The 18252-nt window shown below is 41.0% G+C and carries 19 protein-coding genes; 10 read left to right on the top strand and 9 right to left on the bottom strand.

Annotated features, from left to right (window positions below):
• Positions 1–8: 8 nt before the first annotated feature.
• Complete coding sequence (tyrS, locus tag O9316_RS06765) at positions 9–1307, bottom strand: tyrosine--tRNA ligase (RefSeq protein WP_298204300.1); 1299 nt, start codon at positions 1305–1307, stop codon at positions 9–11.
• Between the two features lie 313 nt (positions 1308–1620).
• On the opposite strand from tyrS, the gene O9316_RS06760 reads away from it, so the two are divergent.
• Entirely contained in the window at positions 1621–2631 is a 1011-nt protein-coding gene (locus O9316_RS06760; protein WP_298204299.1) for an NAD-dependent epimerase/dehydratase family protein, read from the top strand.
• Here the strand turns inward: O9316_RS06760 and O9316_RS06755 are convergent, their stop codons facing one another.
• Genes O9316_RS06755 through O9316_RS06745 form a run of 3 tightly spaced genes read right to left on the bottom strand, consistent with a single transcriptional unit; the run spans position 2632 to position 5084 of the window.
• On the bottom strand, positions 2632–3009 hold the full coding sequence (locus O9316_RS06755; protein ID WP_298204298.1) for a DUF4296 domain-containing protein: 378 nt from the start codon (positions 3007–3009) through the stop codon (positions 2632–2634). It abuts the gene before it with no gap.
• Between the two features lie 12 nt (positions 3010–3021).
• The gene (locus tag O9316_RS06750) at positions 3022–4356 is read right to left on the bottom strand and encodes a dihydroorotase (protein ID WP_298204297.1); all 1335 of its coding nucleotides are present in this window, start codon (positions 4354–4356) and stop codon (positions 3022–3024) included.
• Between the two features lie 2 nt (positions 4357–4358).
• Complete coding sequence (locus O9316_RS06745) at positions 4359–5084, bottom strand: polyprenol monophosphomannose synthase (RefSeq protein WP_298204296.1); 726 nt, start codon at positions 5082–5084, stop codon at positions 4359–4361.
• 96 nt (positions 5085–5180) lie between these two features.
• Between O9316_RS06745 and O9316_RS06740 the strand changes: the two genes are divergently transcribed.
• Both O9316_RS06740 and O9316_RS06735 read left to right on the top strand, forming a co-directional pair.
• A complete protein-coding gene (locus O9316_RS06740; protein WP_298204295.1) occupies positions 5181–5846 on the top strand; it encodes a DUF4271 domain-containing protein in 666 nt (221 codons plus the stop codon).
• Positions 5847–5854: 8 nt separating this feature from the next.
• Positions 5855–6613: a uroporphyrinogen-III synthase gene (locus O9316_RS06735; protein WP_073360880.1), complete on the top strand. Its 759-nt coding sequence runs from the start codon at positions 5855–5857 to the stop codon at positions 6611–6613.
• 121 nt (positions 6614–6734) lie between these two features.
• Here O9316_RS06735 and pckA read toward each other — a convergent pair whose 3' ends face one another.
• The gene (pckA, locus tag O9316_RS06730; protein WP_298204294.1) at positions 6735–8363 is read right to left on the bottom strand and encodes a phosphoenolpyruvate carboxykinase (ATP); all 1629 of its coding nucleotides are present in this window, start codon (positions 8361–8363) and stop codon (positions 6735–6737) included.
• An 82-nt stretch (positions 8364–8445) separates the two neighbouring features.
• Entirely contained in the window at positions 8446–8832 is a 387-nt protein-coding gene (locus tag O9316_RS06725) for a DUF423 domain-containing protein (RefSeq protein WP_298204293.1), read from the bottom strand.
• 117 nt (positions 8833–8949) lie between these two features.
• Here O9316_RS06725 and O9316_RS06720 point away from each other — a divergent pair, with 117 nt between their 5' ends.
• From O9316_RS06720 to O9316_RS06700, 5 genes are all read left to right on the top strand, one after another.
• Positions 8950–9711 carry a DUF3108 domain-containing protein gene (locus O9316_RS06720; protein WP_298204292.1) on the top strand — a complete coding sequence of 254 codons (762 nt, stop codon included), beginning with the start codon at positions 8950–8952 and terminating at the stop codon, positions 9709–9711.
• Position 9712: 1 nt separating this feature from the next.
• Positions 9713–10039 carry a hypothetical protein gene (locus O9316_RS06715; RefSeq protein WP_298204291.1) on the top strand — a complete coding sequence of 109 codons (327 nt, stop codon included), beginning with the start codon at positions 9713–9715 and terminating at the stop codon, positions 10037–10039.
• 79 nt (positions 10040–10118) lie between these two features.
• On the top strand, positions 10119–11495 hold the full coding sequence (locus O9316_RS06710) for a saccharopine dehydrogenase C-terminal domain-containing protein (protein ID WP_298204290.1): 1377 nt from the start codon (positions 10119–10121) through the stop codon (positions 11493–11495).
• Between the two features lie 83 nt (positions 11496–11578).
• Positions 11579–12049: an Lrp/AsnC ligand binding domain-containing protein gene (locus O9316_RS06705; RefSeq protein WP_073360864.1), complete on the top strand. Its 471-nt coding sequence runs from the start codon at positions 11579–11581 to the stop codon at positions 12047–12049.
• Positions 12049–12333 carry a hypothetical protein gene (locus O9316_RS06700; RefSeq protein ID WP_297515784.1) on the top strand — a complete coding sequence of 95 codons (285 nt, stop codon included), beginning with the start codon at positions 12049–12051 and terminating at the stop codon, positions 12331–12333. Before O9316_RS06705 ends, O9316_RS06700 begins: the two co-directional genes overlap by 1 nt.
• 90 nt (positions 12334–12423) lie before the next feature.
• Here the strand turns inward: O9316_RS06700 and O9316_RS06695 are convergent, their stop codons facing one another.
• The 3 genes from O9316_RS06695 to leuS form a co-directional block, all read right to left on the bottom strand.
• On the bottom strand, positions 12424–13113 hold the full coding sequence (locus tag O9316_RS06695; RefSeq protein ID WP_298204289.1) for a zinc metallopeptidase: 690 nt from the start codon (positions 13111–13113) through the stop codon (positions 12424–12426).
• 67 nt (positions 13114–13180) lie between these two features.
• Positions 13181–13852 (bottom strand): hypothetical protein, encoded by a 672-nt coding sequence (locus tag O9316_RS06690; RefSeq protein ID WP_298204288.1) that lies wholly within the window; start codon positions 13850–13852, stop codon positions 13181–13183.
• A 171-nt stretch (positions 13853–14023) separates the two neighbouring features.
• Positions 14024–16933, bottom strand: a complete 2910-nt coding sequence (gene leuS / locus O9316_RS06685; protein ID WP_298204287.1) for a leucine--tRNA ligase — start codon at positions 16931–16933, stop codon at positions 14024–14026.
• 172 nt (positions 16934–17105) lie between these two features.
• Between leuS and O9316_RS06680 the strand changes: the two genes are divergently transcribed.
• Positions 17106–17981, top strand: coding sequence for a permease-like cell division protein FtsX (locus tag O9316_RS06680; RefSeq protein ID WP_298204286.1), 876 nt, complete (start codon positions 17106–17108; stop codon positions 17979–17981).
• A 14-nt stretch (positions 17982–17995) separates the two neighbouring features.
• On the top strand, positions 17996–18238 hold the full coding sequence (locus tag O9316_RS06675; RefSeq protein WP_297515770.1) for a DUF3098 domain-containing protein: 243 nt from the start codon (positions 17996–17998) through the stop codon (positions 18236–18238).
• The last annotated feature ends 14 nt before the right edge of the window (positions 18239–18252 follow it).

Raw genomic sequence — 18252 nt, 5'->3', positions numbered from 1 at the left:
CTTCTTTTTTACGCTATAGAAATCAAGTAGTAATTCTTTTTCCCCTTTTGAAGTAACACATACTTCCCATGGATTAAATCTTGGGACGTAATTTTATACTCCTGAGTCACTTTGACTTTATTCAAAGAAATGGCATGCTGTTTTAATTCGCGCATCGCTTCACTGTTGGAGCTTAAAAAATTGGTTTTTGCGGCCAAAGCGCCTACCATATCCAACCCGCTTTCTGCTAAAACTGATGCTGGTAAATTGGCCACTGGAATCCCTTCAAACACTTCCAAAAAAGTTTGGTGATCGAGCTGCTTTAGCTCTTCCATCGTGGGACTAAAAAAGGCTGCCGAAGCAAATACCGCTTTATCGTATTCTTCACGGCCATGTACAAATACGGTCACTTCTTCGGCCAATCGTTTTTGCAACACCCGAAGATGTGGTGCTTGTTGATGCTCTTCAATTAATGCTGTCACCGTTTCTTGATCCAGAAACGTAAATATTTTGATGTATTTCTCTGCATCTACATCGGTCGTGTTTAACCAAAATTGGTAAAATTTATACACCGAAGTTTTATCAGCAGTCAACCATACATTGCCCCCTTCACTTTTACCAAATTTTGAACCGTCAGCTTTGGTAATCAAGCGACAAGTCATCGCATAGGCTTTGGCATGTTCATCATTCATACGACGTACCAATTCAGTTCCCGTAGTAATATTGCCCCACTGATCAGAACCTCCCATTTGCAATAAACAATGGTAATGCTTGTGCAAATAATAAAAATCATAGCCTTGAATTAGCTGATAGGTAAATTCGGTAAAACTCATCCCAGCGCCAGTTTCTCCACTTAATCTTTTTTTCACCGAATCCTTGGCCATCATATAGTTTACGGTAATTCGTTTCCCTACATCGCGGGCAAAAGCGATAAATGAAAACTCCTTCATCCAATCGTAATTGTTGACCAAAACGGGCGCCGTAGGCCCTTCCGCATTAAAGTCCAAAAAACGGGACAATACCCCTTTGATTCCATCCACATTTTTTTGTAACGTAGCTTCATCCAATAGGTTACGTTCGTCCGATTTTCCCGAAGGATCGCCAATCATTCCTGTCGCACCCCCTACCAAAGCAATAGGACGATGGCCAAAATTTTTCAAATGAACCAATAAAATGATGGGGACTAAATTCCCTATGTGCAAAGAATCACTGGTTGGATCAAAACCGATGTACACCGATGTAGGCTCTTTCATCAATTGCTCCTCGGTGCCGGGCATCATATCGTGCACCAATCCCCGCCATTGTAATTCGGCTACTAAATTATTCATGGGTAAAAAAATTTGCGCAAAGATAGGTGAAAATAATCTTTTCTTCGTACCTACCCATTCATTGGATGCTTCAAAAAAACGCAAAAAATTTTAACAAAAACGACACTTTTTGCCTACCAAAATACCAAAAGGAGACGCTATCTTTGAAACTAAGTTCAAACACTATTTTATTCGCCATGAAAAAATTATTTCTAAAAGTATTTGCGGTTTATGCTTTGTTTGCGGTTCTCGTCTACTTTATTTTATGTTTAGTTTCTTAAGAAGCCTGTTAACACAACAACTTTTGTGAGGAATTTGATGTACTTTTACACCTATGATTTTGGTTACTGGAGGTACCGGATTAGTGGGCGCTCACCTTTTGTTGCATTTGATACAAGAGGGTGAATCTTGTGTGCGAGCCATTTACCGCGATACCCAACAAATCGAAAAAACACGCAGTTTATTTGCTTGGTACCAAAAAGAGTCTTTGTTTGATCGCATTGATTGGATGGTGGGAGACATTACTGACATTCCCTCTTTGGAAATCGCCTTTGAAAAGGTAACCCATGTTTATCATTGTGCGGCTCAAATTTCATTCAATCCTAATGAGGAATCAGCGCTGCGAAAAATAAACATCGAAGGTACCGCCAATATCGTTAATGTATGCATCGACAAAAACATCCAAAAACTTTGTCATGTTAGTTCGATTGCCGCTTTGGGCGACCCGTTGCAAAATCAAACGGTTATCGATGAAGAAACCGAATGGAATCCTGAAGTACTCCATAGTGATTATGCCCTTACAAAATACGGTGCCGAAATGGAAGTATGGCGCGGACAACAAGAGGGATTGCAAGTGGTTATTGTCAATCCAGGAATCATATTAGGCCCGTATCCTCTCAATTGGGACGCGCGCAAAGGCAGTGGCAGTTTGTTTACGTCTCTAAAAAAAGGATTGCCGTTTTACACCCAAGGCTTCAGTGCTTACATTAGTGTTCAAGATGTAGTGATTTTGATAAAAAAAATAATGGAAGCCCCTATCCACGGGGAGCGGTTCGCTTTGGTGGCTGAGAATCGGAGCTTTAAAGACATTCAGTTTACCATTGCCGATAAACTCGGTGTGAAAAGACCTGGCTTTGAGGCCAAACCTTGGATGCTTGCTTTGGGGTGGCGCTTGGATAAACTGCTCTCCTTCCTTTCCGGCCGACCCAGAAAATTATCGCGTCAAAGTGCAGCTTCGTTATGTAGTCCGGAACTAATTTCAAACGAGAAAGTTAAACGCACGTTCGCTTATACCTTTCAACCGATTGACGCCTACATCGATCAAATCATTCAAGCATTTCGATAATTATTTTACTACGCCTCCTGCATCTGGTGTTGAAGAAGGCGGTGGTGGTGACGAACCCATGTTTCGATTTTGATCCAATCGTTTTCGAACTTCCTCGTACATTTTTTTATAATCCTTCAAATCAGAAGCATAATACTTGGTATTCTCCGCTAGCGTTAAACTGTCAATTTTATATTTTTCTTTGACAAAAGCGACTGCCGTAGGATAATTCACCCGTGTGGAAAAAGATTGTGAGCGAGCCGCTTCCAAAACCGCCAAATCATACAATATGTTAATCATCGTTTCCCGATCCACTTTCTTTTTGGGCGGTGGTAAAATATCCTCCTTACAGGACAAAAACAGCATGGATAATGCAAGGAAAAGTATCCCTTTTTTCATAGAACTCTAGGATTAACGGTTAAACAACAAACGTTTCCCTGCTGGATTAGGGTGCACCGTACCATTTTCATAGGCCAATGTTCCATTCACAAAGGTATGGGTAACTTGATGGTGAAAAGTAGTGCCTTCCATCGGTGACCAACCGCATTTATACAACACATTTTCTTTCGTAACCGTCCATGAAGCTTTTGGGTTTACCAATACCAAATCGGCGTAATAGCCTTCTCGAATAAAACCGCGATCTTCAATTTTGAACAATACTGCTGGATTATGCGCCATTTTTTCAACTACTTTTTCCAAGGTAATTTTCCCTTCATGAACCGCTTCCAACATCGCCGTCAAAGCGTGTTGTACTAAGGGGCCTCCCGATGGCGCTTTGGTGTAAACCTGACTTTTCTCTTCCAGCGTATGAGGAGCGTGGTCGGTTGCAACCACATCAATACGTCCGTCATTCAAGGCTTTCCATAGTGCTTCTCGATCGGCTGCCGTTTTCACCGCTGGATTCCACTTGATTAAACTCCCACGAGTGGCGTAATCCGCCTCGGAAAACCAAAGATGATGGATACAAACTTCTGCTGTAATTTTTTTGGCTTCCAAAGGCAAGGTATTGTCAAATAAGTCGAGCTCTTTAGCCGTAGAAATATGAAATACATGTAAACGAGCCCCTGTTTTTTTGGCTAAAGCCACAGTTTTGGAAGAGGAAAGATAACAGGCTTCTTCCGTTCGAATCAAAGGATGGTAATGAACGGGGATATCCTCACCAAATTGTTCTTTGTAGTACGCTAAATTGGTTTTCACCGTGGTTTCATCTTCACAATGCACCGCGATCAAAAGGGGTGTCGCTTCAAAAATTGCTTCTATAGCAGCTGAACTATCCACCAACATATCGCCTGTTGATGACCCCAAAAAGAGTTTTAAGCCTGCAACATCCCGCGGATTTGTTTTTAAAATTTCGGCTAAATTATCATTGGTACCGCCCATCATAAAAGAATAATTGGCATACGAACGCCCCATGGCATTTTGGTATTTTTGAGCCAACAACTCTTGGGTCACTGCATGGGGAACCGTATTAGGCTGATCTATATAGGAAGTGATACCGCCTGCTACAGCCGCCCGACTTTCGGTTTCAATATCGCCTTTGTGGGTGAGACCCGGATCGCGAAAATGAACTTGATCGTCAATAATCCCCGGCAACAGATAGTGGCCTTCAGCATCGATAACACGCGCACTACCCGCCGATAAATCCGTTCCAATTTTCACAATACGATCCCCTTCAATAAGAACATCTGCATTGGTAATTTGCCCTTCATTAACTAATGTTGCATTTTTTATGAGCGTTGATTCCATGGTTACAACTGGTTTAATAGTTTTTTTATACGCAAAGACAAAACTCCAAAAACCGCTTCTTTAATAATAGAGCCACTCATTTTGGATTGACCTTTGGTGCGATCGGTGAAAATAACAGGGACTTCTTTGATAACAAATCGTTTGGCCCAAGCGCGGTATTTCATTTCAATTTGAAACGCATACCCCACGAATTTGATAGCATGTAGCGGTATAGTCTCTAGTACCTTACGCCGATAACATACATATCCGGCCGTGGTGTCCATGATTTTCATCCCTGTAATTAAACGCACGTAAACCGATGCAAAATAGGAAAGCAACACACGACTCAAAGGCCAATTGACCACATTCACACCCGTAACATACCGTGATCCCACCGCAATATCGGCTCCGTCAACAGCACAAGCCTCCCACAAACGAGGCAAGTCCTCTGGATTGTGTGAAAAGTCGGCATCCATTTCAAAAATAAACGCATACTCCTGTCGTAGTGCCCATTGAAAACCGTGAACATAGGCCGTACCTAAACCTGCTTTTTTGGTACGAACTTCCAAAAATAATTGGGTAGAAAATTCGCGTTTCAATTCCCGAACTTTATCGGCAGTTCCGTCAGGGGAATTATCATCTACAATGAGTATGTGAAAGGGCATGGAGAGTGCAAAAACCGCACGAATAATGGCTTCAATATTCTCGATTTCATTATAGGTGGGAATGATGATTATGCGTTGCTCCATGAAGTGATATTTTTGCAAAAATAGTCAAAATTAAATCCCATAACGCTAATAATTTCATAATACAAAAGGGTAAAAAAATCATTACTTTTGTACCCCATGATAGCTTGCGAATTTCAACCCCGTATTGTCTCTCCCTACGATTGGGCAACCCTTATTTTTGTGGTTGCACTAGGCTTGGTTGTTCTTGCACGAACCGCTTTTGAAAGTCGGTTTAACGACTATATTCGACTCCTAGTTTCAGACAAATACACCAAAATATATCGCGAAAGTTCGCATTTATGGAGTGGATTTAACATTGTATTGTTTGTCGTCCATTTAATTTCGCTTTCCTTTTTTATTCAAATCGTATTGGCCTATAATGGATGGGGTGAAAAAACAGACTGGCTCTTATTCATTCGCGTGTTTACGGGATTGTTTGTTTTCATCCTTTGTAAATTTTTAATTGAAAAAATAATCGCGGTTACTTTTGATGTTGAAGAACTTATCGATGAATTTAATTTACAGAAAGTTAACTTTAGAACCTACATTGGCCTGTTACTATTTCCTGTTTCGATGGTTTTGTTTTATGGAGATTTCATAACAAACACGCTGATTTCAGTAATTATTATCACAATTCTTGTTGTAAACTTATTAACTTATCTATTTTCTATAAAAAATCATCAAAATATAATAACAGGAAAGTTGTTTTATTTTATTTTGTATCTTTGCGCACTTGAAATAGCGCCCTATTATTTCATCTATTATTTGATTACCAAAAATTAGAGCAAACGATGTCTAGTCTAAAAGTGAGAACCATTTTGGTATCCCAACCCGAGCCAAAAGTTGAGAATTCACCTTATCATGATTTGATGCAAAAGCATAAAGTGAAAGTTGATTTTCGCTCTTTTATTCATGTTGAAGGTGTGAGTGCAAAAGATGTCCGAGCTCAAAAAATTGATCTCAGTCAGTTTACCGCAATCATATTAACCAGTAAGAATGCCGTGGATCATTTTTTCCGCGTGGCAGAAGAAATGCGGTATAAAGTCCCTGAAGATTTGCGTTATTTTTGTCAATCGGAGGCAATTGCCTATTATTTACAGAAATACGTAGTGTATCGGAAGCGCAAAATCTATGTGGGTCAAAAAGACTTTGCCGACATGTCCTCGTTATTCAAAAAATACAAAGACGAGAAGTTTCTTTTGCCTTCCTCTGATCAACTCAATGCGGACATTCCACAAACGCTCAACAATTTGAAGATTGATTGGACCGCAGGAACGTTTTACAAAACGGTGATGAGTGATTTGTCGGATTTGGCCGATGTTTACTACGATATTTTAGCATTTTTTAGTCCCACGGGAATCAAATCGCTTTTCAAAAACTTCCCTGATTTCAAACAAAACAACACACGTATTGCAGTTTTCGGAAGTACAACACAAAAAGAAGCTTTGGAACACGGGTTACGCATCGATATTCTGGCACCGACTCCCGACACGCCTTCGATGACAATGGCGCTTGAAAAGTATGTCGCTGAAGTGAATAAAGGAAAATAATTCTATTAAATTAAACCCTACAATCCCAAACGTACTTGTGTTTGGGATTTTTTTTGCCCATAAAAAAAGCCCAACATTTTACTGTTGGACTTTTTCGTCGGTTAGTTTAGTTTGTTTGTTTTTATTGTAACTGCGGACCCGCCAATACTAATCGCGTGCCTTCTTCATTATCGGTGTATTGCACAAAATTTTTGATGAATCGACCGGCCAAATCGCAGGCTTTCGTTTCCCACTCTTGAGCGTCAGTATAGGTATCACGCGGATCTAAAATCGCAGCGTTTACATCATGAAGACTTGTTGGGACTTCAAAATTGAAAATTGGAATCATTTTGGTGGGCGCCTTTTCAATCGAACCATCTAAAATAGCATCAATAACAGCACGGGTGTCTTTGATCGAAATGCGTTTCCCTGAACCGTTCCACCCGGTGTTGACCATGTAAGCGGTAGCGTTGTGAGCCTCCATTTTTTTAACCAACTCTTCCCCATATTTGGTAGGATGAAGCGTTAGGAATGCTTTCCCAAAACAAGCGGAGAACGTTGGTTCAGGTTGCGTTACACCGCGTTCTGTTCCCGCTAATTTTGCTGTAAATCCAGACAAAAAGTAGTACTTGGTTTGCTCGGGTGTTAACTTAGAAACCGGTGGCATAACACCAAAAGCATCGGCCGTTAAAAAGATAACCTTAGTGGCATGTCCCGCTTTAGACACCGGGGTAACGATATTATGAATATGGTAAATCGGATACGATACTCGGGTGTTTTGGGTAACTGAACCGTCTTTAAAATCGACAATACCTTGAGCATCTAAGGTTACATTTTCGAGAAGCGCATCGCGTTTGATGGCCCCAAAAATATCGGGTTCGTTTTCTTTACTTAAGTCAATCGTTTTGGCATAACAACCGCCTTCAAAATTGAAGACCCCTTCATCATCCCAACCGTGTTCATCATCCCCAATTAATTCCCGTTTCGGGTCGGTGGACAAAGTGGTTTTTCCAGTACCTGACAAACCAAAGAAAACAGCTACATCTCCATTAGCGCCTTTGTTGGCCGAACAATGCATCGATGCCATTCCTTGCAAAGGCAAGTAATAATTCATCATGGCAAACATGCCTTTTTTCATTTCACCACCATACCAAGTGCCTCCGATAAGTTGCATTTTCTCGGTAAGGTTAAAGGCGATATATACTTCTGAATTCAATCCGTGAGCAGCATAATCTTTAAAGGAAGTCTTGGAGCCGTTCATGACCACAAAATCAGGCTCTCCAAACTGTTCGAGTTCCTCTTCCGTGGGACGAATGAACATATTTTTCACAAAATGCGCTTGCCAAGCCACTTCCATGATGAAGCGAACTTTCAAACGGGTATTTTCGTTGGCACCACAAAACGCATCGACAACAAACAATCGTTTTCCGGACAATTGTTTTACGGTAGTTTCTTTAAGTGCATCCCAAGTGGCTGGAGAAATCGGTTTGTTATCGTTGGCCGCTTTATCTGAATTCCACCATATCGTATTTTCAGTAACGGCATCCTTTACAATATACTTATCTTTGGGTGAGCGTCCTGTAAATTCTCCCGTCATCACATTAACTGCCCCTAACTCCGACACTTGACCGCGTTCATATCCAGAAAGCTCCGGATTTAATTCTTCGTTATACAATTGTTCATAGCTAGGATTATAGACAATTTCTTGAACATTTGTAATCCCATATTTTTCCAACGAAATCGATTTCGTAGTTGGGGTGTAGTGATCCATAGATAATGCGTTTGTTGTGTTAACTTTATTTAGACGACAAAGGTAAAAATTAATTATTACAACGTTGTAGTTAGGTGAAATTTTATGCTTTTTTCTTTAAAAAGGAAAACATCAACACACCCCAAGCCGCGGCAAAACAAAGTCCTCCAACGGGTGTAATTGGACCTAATAGCTTCAATTCTAAACCCGTTAAACTCTTGGTAGCCAGTAGATAAATAGAGCCTGAGAACAAAATTATTCCAAGAACTATGAGACGAAATAAAAGGGTTCGCAGGGTTGAAGTCAAATGGGAATTCAAACCCACAAAAAGTAAAAACAAAGCGTGATACATTTGGTATTTTACCCCTGTTTCGAAAGTTACCAATGCCTCTTCAGAAAGAACCGCTTTTAAACCATGGGCACCAAATGCGCCTAATAGTATGCCTGTCATTCCGAAAAATCCCGCCGCTGAGAGTATTTTTTTATCCATATCGCAAACAATATTTTACAAAAATACAGGTTATCTCCCCGATTACCTATTGGATTTTGACTTTTCTTTCACGCAAAACGGTGTAAGAAGTTTTATATTTGCAAACAATTTTTAATTATGAAAAAAATAGTATTGTTGCCCTTACTACTCTTGCTCCTTGTGTCCTTTAAAGCGGATGAGGGTAATGGAATTGAGGCGGGAGAAAAATTGGTTTATGCCGGTTCGTACAATATGAGCGGACTCATGACGCACATCGCGCAAGTGACCATGAGTACGGAAAACGTGAATACGTCCAAAAATCAATACTTACATTTGAGTTGTGAGTTGGCCACTTTCAGTAAATGGGACAAATTTTTTAAAATTCGCGATCTTTATGAATCGTATGTAACCCCCGGCAGTTTAAAGCCCAATTTATACAAACGCAGTATTGATGAAGGGGGGTATACCAAAAAAGAGAAATACGTTTTCAAAGGGAATCAAGTAACCAGTACTGTTCAAAAACGCAAGCGCCCTGAAACTACACGTACATTTACTATTGGTGCAAATTCCGTTGACGCCATTACGTTGTTGTACAAATTACGTTCGGTTGATTTTTCAAAAATGAAATCGGGTCAAACCAAATCGTTTACTATTGTTTTTGATGAAAAAGAGATCCCTGTTACCTTAAAATTTATGGGAACTGAAACTATTACAGCTGGAAATTTAGGTGCCAAATCGTGTTATAAATTATCTATTGGTGCCAAAACCAATGCCCTTCGCGGAAAAGACAAAAACCTCATTTGGTTGACCGCCGATGCGCATAAAGTTCCCGCTTTGATGAAATTTAGTATTCCAGTGGGTACAGGTGAATTAAAACTAACCTCAGCAACGGGTCTTTAATATGAGAAAAGTCTTCCTCGTTTTGGCTTATATATTTTCGGCATTCAGCTTACTTTTATCTGTTTTACCCCTTGATACATTAGCCTTTGTCGCTATCGTTCCTGCGCTTTTGTGCATCGGTTTGGCCTTTTGGAAATCGTCGCCATCAGAACGAAAATGGCCAAAACGTTTGTTTATTGTGACCTACATTTGTGCCTTGGGCGTGTTGGGAAAAACCTTTTTAATCGAGGAAACCGTTGAAAAAGATGCGGCGTTTGAACAACAGAAAGTAGAAGCCAAACAAGAAGCCCGACAAGAGTTGGAAGACTTAGAAAAAGAGCTTGAATAATTGAAGTCTGCATTTACGCAGACTTTTTTGTTTTAAACGTGGGGCTTTTTATACATTTGTCGCACAACAAACCAACGTCATGAGAAACGTACTCATCATCGGAGCTGGGCGCTCTGCCTCGTCTTTAATCAACTATTTATTGGAGAAATCCCAATCGGAACAACTTCATCTCACTATAGGCGATTTATCCTTGGAATTGGCGCAACGCAAAACCCGAAACCACCCTAATGCGACTGCAATCCAATTGGACATTCAAAATACAGCACAACGTCAATCGGAAGTTGCCAAAGCAGACCTTGTGATCTCGATGTTACCCGCACACATGCATATCGAAGTCGCCAAGGATTGCATTCATTTTAAAAAACACATGGTAACCGCTTCCTATATTTCAGAAGGAATGCAAGCGCTGGACGAAGAAGCCAAGGCCCATAATTTGGTTTTTATGAATGAAATTGGTTTGGACCCAGGCATTGACCACATGAGTGCCATACAAGTAATTGATGCCATTCGGGAACAAGGTGGTGAAATGTTGCTTTTTGAATCGTTTTGTGGTGGCTTAGTGGCCCCTGAATCCGATAATAATTTATGGAATTATAAATTCACTTGGGCGCCTCGCAATGTAGTTTTGGCGGGGCAAGGCGGGGCTGCAAAATTCATTCAAGAAGGAAAATACAAGTACATTCCTTACCATCGTTTGTTCCGTCGAACAGAGTTTTTACACGTTGAAGGTTATGGCAAATTTGAAGCCTACGCCAATCGGGATTCCTTAAAATACCGCAGTGTCTATGGTTTGGATGATGTATTGACACTATACCGCGGTACCATTCGCCGAGTAGGGTATTCACGCGCTTGGAATATGTTTGTGCAACTCGGAATGACCGATGATACTTATGTGATAGAAAATTCGGAGCACATGAGTTACCGCGATTACATTAACTCTTTCCTCCCCTATCACCCTACGGATTCTGTAGAAATTAAAATGCGTTTGCAATTGGGTATTGAACAAGATGATGTAATGTGGGAAAAGCTCATCGAACTCGATTTGTTTAATAGCGATAAGAAAATTGGACTCAAAAATGCAACTCCAGCACAAATTCTAGAGCACATTCTTACCCAAAAATGGACGTTAGACCCCCATGATAAAGACATGATTGTGATGTATCACAAATTTGGTTACCGTTTGAACGGGAAAGAAGAACAAATCGATTCTAAAATGGTTTGTATTGGCGACGACCAAACGTATACCGCAATGGCCAAAACCGTAGGCTTACCCGTGGCTATGGCAACATTGCATATTTTAAATGGAAAAATAACCACTCCCGGAGTACAACTGCCGATTCGAAAAGAAGTGTATGAACCGATTTTGGCCGAATTGGAGGAATATGGCGTGGTGTTTAAAGAAACCAAATTACCGTACATTGGTTATAATCCTGATAAAATTATAGGTACCCCATAACAAATGTTAAAACAAAAGGCTTAAGGTGTTTTTATAGAAAATGTAAAATTGTAATTTCTATTTTTGCTGTATATTTTTTTTAAATGAAAGCAAATCAGTTACAAATTGAAATCGACGGTATCGACAAAGAGATTTTACGCCATTTAATGGAAGATGCGCGTAAACCGATATTGCAAATAGCCAACAGCATCGGAATCTCTGGGGCGGCAATTCACCAACGGTTAAAAAAATTGGAAGAAGCGCAAGTGATTTCGGGCTCCAAGTTTATCCTTAACACCAAAGTTTTGGGATACCGCACGATGGCCTTTGTGGGCATTTATTTGGACAAAGCTTCGAGTAACTCGGAAGCGGTGCGCGAACTGCGAAAAATCCCTGAAGTATTGGAATGCCACTATACTACTGGAAATTGGAGTATTTTGGTGAAAATTATTTGCAAAGACAACGAACACTTGATGCAATTACTCAATAAAAAAATCCAACCCATTGAAGGGGTATCCCGCACAGAAACCTTTATTTCACTGGAACAACAAATCGAACGACAAATTCAACTCTAATGCTCAACAAATTCTCCAAAGAAAATATTGCTTTAGGTTTTTATATCCTCTATTTTTTAGCGGCTGGCATTTGCTACGAACTTTTTCCAGGTGATGCTGAAAATCCCAATATGGGCATCGCACTGATGTATTTGTTTATCCCTATCAGCTTAATTTATTTTATGAATCATCTTATTCGGCAACTTTTTGGTAAAAAAAATTATGCCAAATGCATGTTGATTCACGGCGTTGCATGGGTTGCTTTGTTTGTCCTCTTGTTTTTATTTTCCTCGGGTAAAAAATAAAATCCGTGAAGCATTCCCTCCACGGATTCCTATTTCATTGACACATTGTCTAATTGACACACCTACCTAACGGCAGGCAGGTTGCCCCCATTACTCCCGCTCGCGGCTACCCATAAAAATCGACACGTAATACAACAAGGTGGCTATCGATCCAATGGCGGCTACCAAATAGGTTCGCGCCGCCCATTTTAAAGCATCTTCAGCGCCTGCATATTCTGCTTGATTAACAATCCGCTTGTCGCGCAGCCAGGCTAAAGCACGGTGACTTGCATCGTATTCAACGGGCAAGGTAATGATGGAGAAAAGCGTTGTGGCCGCAAACAATACAATACCCACTAACAATAACGAGGGAAACGCTTTGATCATCAAAATTCCTGCAAGTAATATCCATTGCACAATATTTGAAGCAAAAGACACTACAGGAACGAGTTGTGAACGCATGGTTAACCATTTGTAACCGATAGCATGTTGTACCGCATGACCACATTCGTGCGCGGCTACAGCGGCAGCGGCAGCATTGCGTTGGTGGTACACGCCTTCACTTAAATTCACCGTTTTATCAACGGGATTGTAATGATCGGTCAACATTCCGGGTGTAGAAATCACTTTGACATCGTAAATACCATGGTCGTGCAACATTTGTTCAGCGATTTCTCGACCGCTCATGTCGTTATTTAAATGCAGTTTGGAGTAGTGCTCAAACTTACTTTTCAACCGACTACTGACCAACCAACTGGCTCCCATAATAAGGAGCGCTAAAATCATATACCCTGATCCCATTTTTTCTTAAATTTTAATCTATTCTCTTCAAATTCAAGACCAAAATTGAAACGCTGACAAAGTGGCATTACAGAAAGGCAATTCCAAACACAAAGCGGTTGTTTCCGTTTTCTTGAATATTGTTGGTGATACTACCGTATTCTGAGCGATATCTTCCTCGGGTTAAGGCCAACTCGTAACCGGCATTGATACGAATTTTGAACGACGATTTTTTAAACAAATACAACATCACATTGGGTCCGGCATACAACATACGGTTGTCTAAATTAACATGTCCGCTATTGAGCGCTGGATCCAACACATTTAAATCGGTGGTGTTATTGTTGCTGTAAATATCGTAGCGATTGGTTTGATAGGCCAAAGACAACCCGCCTGCAAAGGTCACTTTAGGTTTGTGAATCAAATTATAGTGGAAACGGGCACGGGTGTTAAAACCCAAATATTTCAGGGTATTGTCGCCTTTTTTATTCTCCAAAAAAGAAGTCCCAAACTCAATATCCCCGGAGTACTTTTCGCCCAAAATATTTAACCCAAAAGTCAATTCTGGCGCTACATCACGCATTTCGGGTAAATTTCCGGCTTTTAATTTTTGATTCAAATTCAACGACTGATTTGCATTGAAGGAAACCCCAATGTAAAAATCCAAATCGGGTTTCTTCTTGATCGAATCTTTTGCCACATCCTGCGCGCTCATCAACACAGGAAATACCATTCCTAAAACAAGTACAATTTTTTTCATATGATTGATTTTTTACAAAGTTAAGTGACATCCCGCAACATGAAAATGGATTTAACGTTTTGTTAAAAAAAATCCGTGAAGCTCTCACTCCACGGATTCCTATTTCATTGACAAAACGGCACATTGCCACATCTGCCTGCAGGCAGGCAGGTCGACTAATTGGCACCTTAATTACCCTACCAAATTAATAATTTTCCCGGGTACAATAATCACTTTATTGGGCGTGCGTCCTTGCAATTGCTGCTGTGTACGTTCATCGTTCATGACAATGGCTTCGATTTCGGCTACGGTTAAATCCAATGGTAATGTAATCGTAAATCGCATTTTTCCATTAAACGAAACCGGATATTCTTTCTCACTTTCCACCAAATAGTGGGCTTCAAATTGTGGGAAAGCCACTGTGGCAATCGAACCCTCATGGCCCAACTGACTCCAAAGTTCTTCGGCAATATGTGGCGCATAGGGCGAAATCAACACCGCTAAAGGTTCGAGAATCGCTCGATGTCGGCATTTTTGTTGTGCCAATTCATTCACACAAATCATAAACTGCGATACCGAGGTGTTGAACGAGAAGTTCTCGATATCTTCGGTCACTTTCTTAATCGTTTTGTGTAAGGTTTTGTACATGTCCGCCGTAGGCTCGTCATTCACTACGACCAAACCGTTGTCGTCAAAATACAAACGCCATAATTTTTTCAAGAAACCGTACACCCCAGTAATACCGGCCGTATTCCATGGTTTAGCTTGTTCGAGCGGCCCCAAAAACATCTCATACAAACGCAAAGTATCGGCGCCGTATTCAGTGCAAATATCGTCGGGGTTGACCACATTGTATTTGGACTTGGACATTTTTTCGACTTCGCGCCCCACTTTAAATGTACGAACAACTCGCGAGTTGTCCCTATCTTCTTCATAAATAAATTCGGCATCAACATAATCGGAGTATAACGGATGGGCTTTGAATTTTTCAATATCCAATTCGTTGGTGATATCATTGATTACGGATAAATCAACGTGAATGGGTTGGACATTCAAACCAGAAATCAATCCCTTTGAATATAATTTTTTAGAATCTTCTGAACGGTACACAAACGCACTCATCCCCAAGATCATTCCTTGATTAATCAACTTCTTAAACGGTTCTTCCGTAGGCGCAAAACCGCGGTCTTTCAAGAATTTGTTCCAAAAACGGGCATACAACAAGTGTCCCGTCGCATGTTCGCTACCGCCAATGTACAAATCGACATTTTGCCAATAGTTCAAGGCGTTTTCAGAAGCAAACGCTGTGGTATTTTGTGCATCCATATAGCGCATCCAATACCAGGAACTTCCTGCCCAGCCGGGCATCGTATTTAATTCTAACGGAAAAATAGTAATGTGGTCGATCAACTGATTACTGACCACTGTACACTGTTTTGTATCCCACGCCCAAACGGTGGCATTTCCTAAAGGCGGCTGCCCGTCTTCCGTAGGCAAATACTTCTCCACTTCAGGCAATACGATAGGTAAATGTTGCACGTCTATCATTTGTGGCAAACCATTCACATAATACACCGGGAAAGGTTCGCCCCAATAGCGCTGACGTGAAAAAACGGCATCACGCAAACGGTAATTTACTTTGGCTTTACCGGCACCGATTTTTTCCAATTCCTCGATTGCTTTTTTCGTTCCAGCTTTGTAATCCAATCCGTTTAAGAAATCGGAATTTTTAAATTGAAACCCCTCTTTCTTTGAAAAGGCTTCCGTGGCGATACACGCATCAGAAGCATCAATTCCCCCATCGGGGGTTAGGGGGCTGAATATATTTTTAATTTCGGGCATGCCCAACGTTCCTTTGAAATAGTTGGCAAAGGCATAATCGCGTTCGTCTCCGCAAGGAACCGCCATTACGGCACCTGTTCCATACCCCGCCAACACATAATCTCCAATCCAAACTGGAATCGGTTCTTTGGTAAAGGGATGTTCGGCATACGCTCCAGTAAACACCCCTGAAATGGTTTTCACATCGGCCATACGATCGCGTTCTGAGCGTTTAGCCGTAGCATCAATATAAGCCTCCACAGCAGCTTTTTGTTCGGGGGTTGTAATGTGTGGAACCAACTCATGTTCGGGCGCTAAGGTCATAAATGTAACTCCGAAAATGGTATCAGGACGGGTTGTAAATACATCGATAGTTGCCGGTTGATGGTTATCGGTTGTCGGTATAAGTCGGAAAGAAACCGAAGCTCCCACCGATTTTCCAATCCAATTGCGTTGCGATTCTTTCAAGGATTCTGTCCAATCAATAGTTTCCAACCCTTCCAATAATCGCTCGGCGTACGCTGAGATTCGCATCGACCATTGGGTCATTTTTTTGCGAATCACGGGATGACCGCCGCGTTCTGAAACCCCATTCACGATTTCATCATTCGCTAAAACGGTTCCCAAGGCCGGACACCAATTCACTTCCGTTTCCGCCAAATAGGTTAGACGGTATTGCAACAATAGACGTGCTTTTTCCTCTTCTGAAAATCCGTTCCAATCTGCTGCTGAAAAAGTGGGCACCTCATCATCACAAGCCACATTTGCATTGGCATTCCCTTCTTTTTCAAAAATTGCCACCAAATTGGAGATAGGCAACGCTTGATTGGCAGTATAACAATAATAGGATTCAAAGAGTTGGATGAAAATCCACTGCGTCCATTTATAGTATTCTGGATTAGAAGTACGCACTTCGCGATCCCAATCAAAAGAGAACCCGATTTTATCCAACTGCTCACGATAACGCGCAATATTTTCTCGTGTGGTTTTCTCGGGATGTTGACCCGTTTGAATTGCATACTGTTCGGCAGGCAATCCAAACGAATCGTAGCCTTGCGGGTGCAATACATTAAAACCTTGGTGGCGTTTGTAACGAGCCACAATATCGGAGGCGATATACCCCAGTGGGTGCCCTACATGCAGTCCCGCACCGGAAGGATACGGAAACATGTCCAAGACATAATATTTGGGTTTTTCGGAGGCGTTGGAGGCGGCAAACGTGTGGTTATCGGCCCAATATTTTTGCCACTTGGCTTCTATTTGATCGTGAAAATATTTCATCGGTAATCGAAAAAAGGTTGAGGCATGAATCCGAAATAAGCTACGGATATTCAGGCATTACTAAAAAATTAGAGGCAAATTTACACCTTTCACACAAGAAGAGAAAACTTTGAGCGTTATTAAAGGAGTAAAATGATTTTCTTTTTTATTTTTACGGCATAAAACAAAAGCTATGGCCTCATCGTTTGATCAATATCAGAAACGCAGATTAATTTCCTCTTACTTTTCGGTCGTTTTAAGTGTTTTTTTGGTGTTGTTTCTCTTGGGCGCTTTGGGACTTTTTATCCTGAACTCCAAACGATTATCTGATAATTTTAAGGAAGACATTGTGATGACCGTTTTCTTTAAAAACGAAGCCAACGACACCGTATTCAAAGCCTTTGAAAAGACAATTCAATCGGGAAAATACGCCAAAGATTTTAAATTCGTTTCCAAAGAAGCCGCCGCCAAAGCCCATAAAGAAGTGGTTGGGGAGGACTTTATGCAGTTTTTAGGGATGAATCCGTTGCAAAATTCCTATGATATTCACTTAAAAGCCGAATATGTGACCAACCCCGGATTTACAACCATGGAGCGAACCCTTCGCAAAAATCCATTTGTTGCCGATGTAGTCTACGATAAGCAGTTAATTACGTTGGTGAATGATAACGTAAAGAACATCAGTTTCTGGGTTTTAATCGTGTCGGGCGTATTTATGGTGATTTCCGTTTTATTGATCAACAGTTCGATGCGACTATCCATTTATGCCAATCGTTTTATCATCAAAACCATGCAAATGGTAGGTGCAACGAAGTCGTTTATCCGCAAGCCGTTTATTCTTCGTAGTATGTTGCTCGGACTTATCGGTGGGATTTTGGCGATTGTTGCCTTACTTTCTTTACTCTTTTACATAGCCAACAATTATCCTGGATTGGATATTTTCAATCAGTTGGAGTTGACCATTATTGTGTTGGTTGGCGTTTTGGGCATGGGAGTGTTGATTACTTGGATTAGCACCTATTTTGCAACCCAACGTTTCTTAAATTTACGAACAGACGATTTATATTAATTCCGTACGGCCTTATGAGTGCACCAGAAAACAAACCGGATTTCCTTTTTAAAAAAGAAAACTATACCGTTTTAATCATCGGTTTAGCCGTAATCGCATTGGGATTTATCCTTATGTCGGGCAGCAGCAATGACAATCCTGCCGAATGGAATGCTGATATCATGAGTTTCCGCCGTATTCGTTTGGCACCCACGGTAGTGCTCGCGGGATTTGGAATTGTGATTTATTCCATTTTTCGTAAAGGAAAATCCGAATAAACGGCTCAAGGGAG

Source organism: Flavobacterium sp., from assembly GCF_027533505.1.
Classification (GTDB): domain Bacteria; phylum Bacteroidota; class Bacteroidia; order Flavobacteriales; family Flavobacteriaceae; genus Flavobacterium.
The sequence above is the reverse complement of the archived record's forward strand: the minus strand, read 5'-3'. Positions and strand labels throughout refer to the sequence as shown.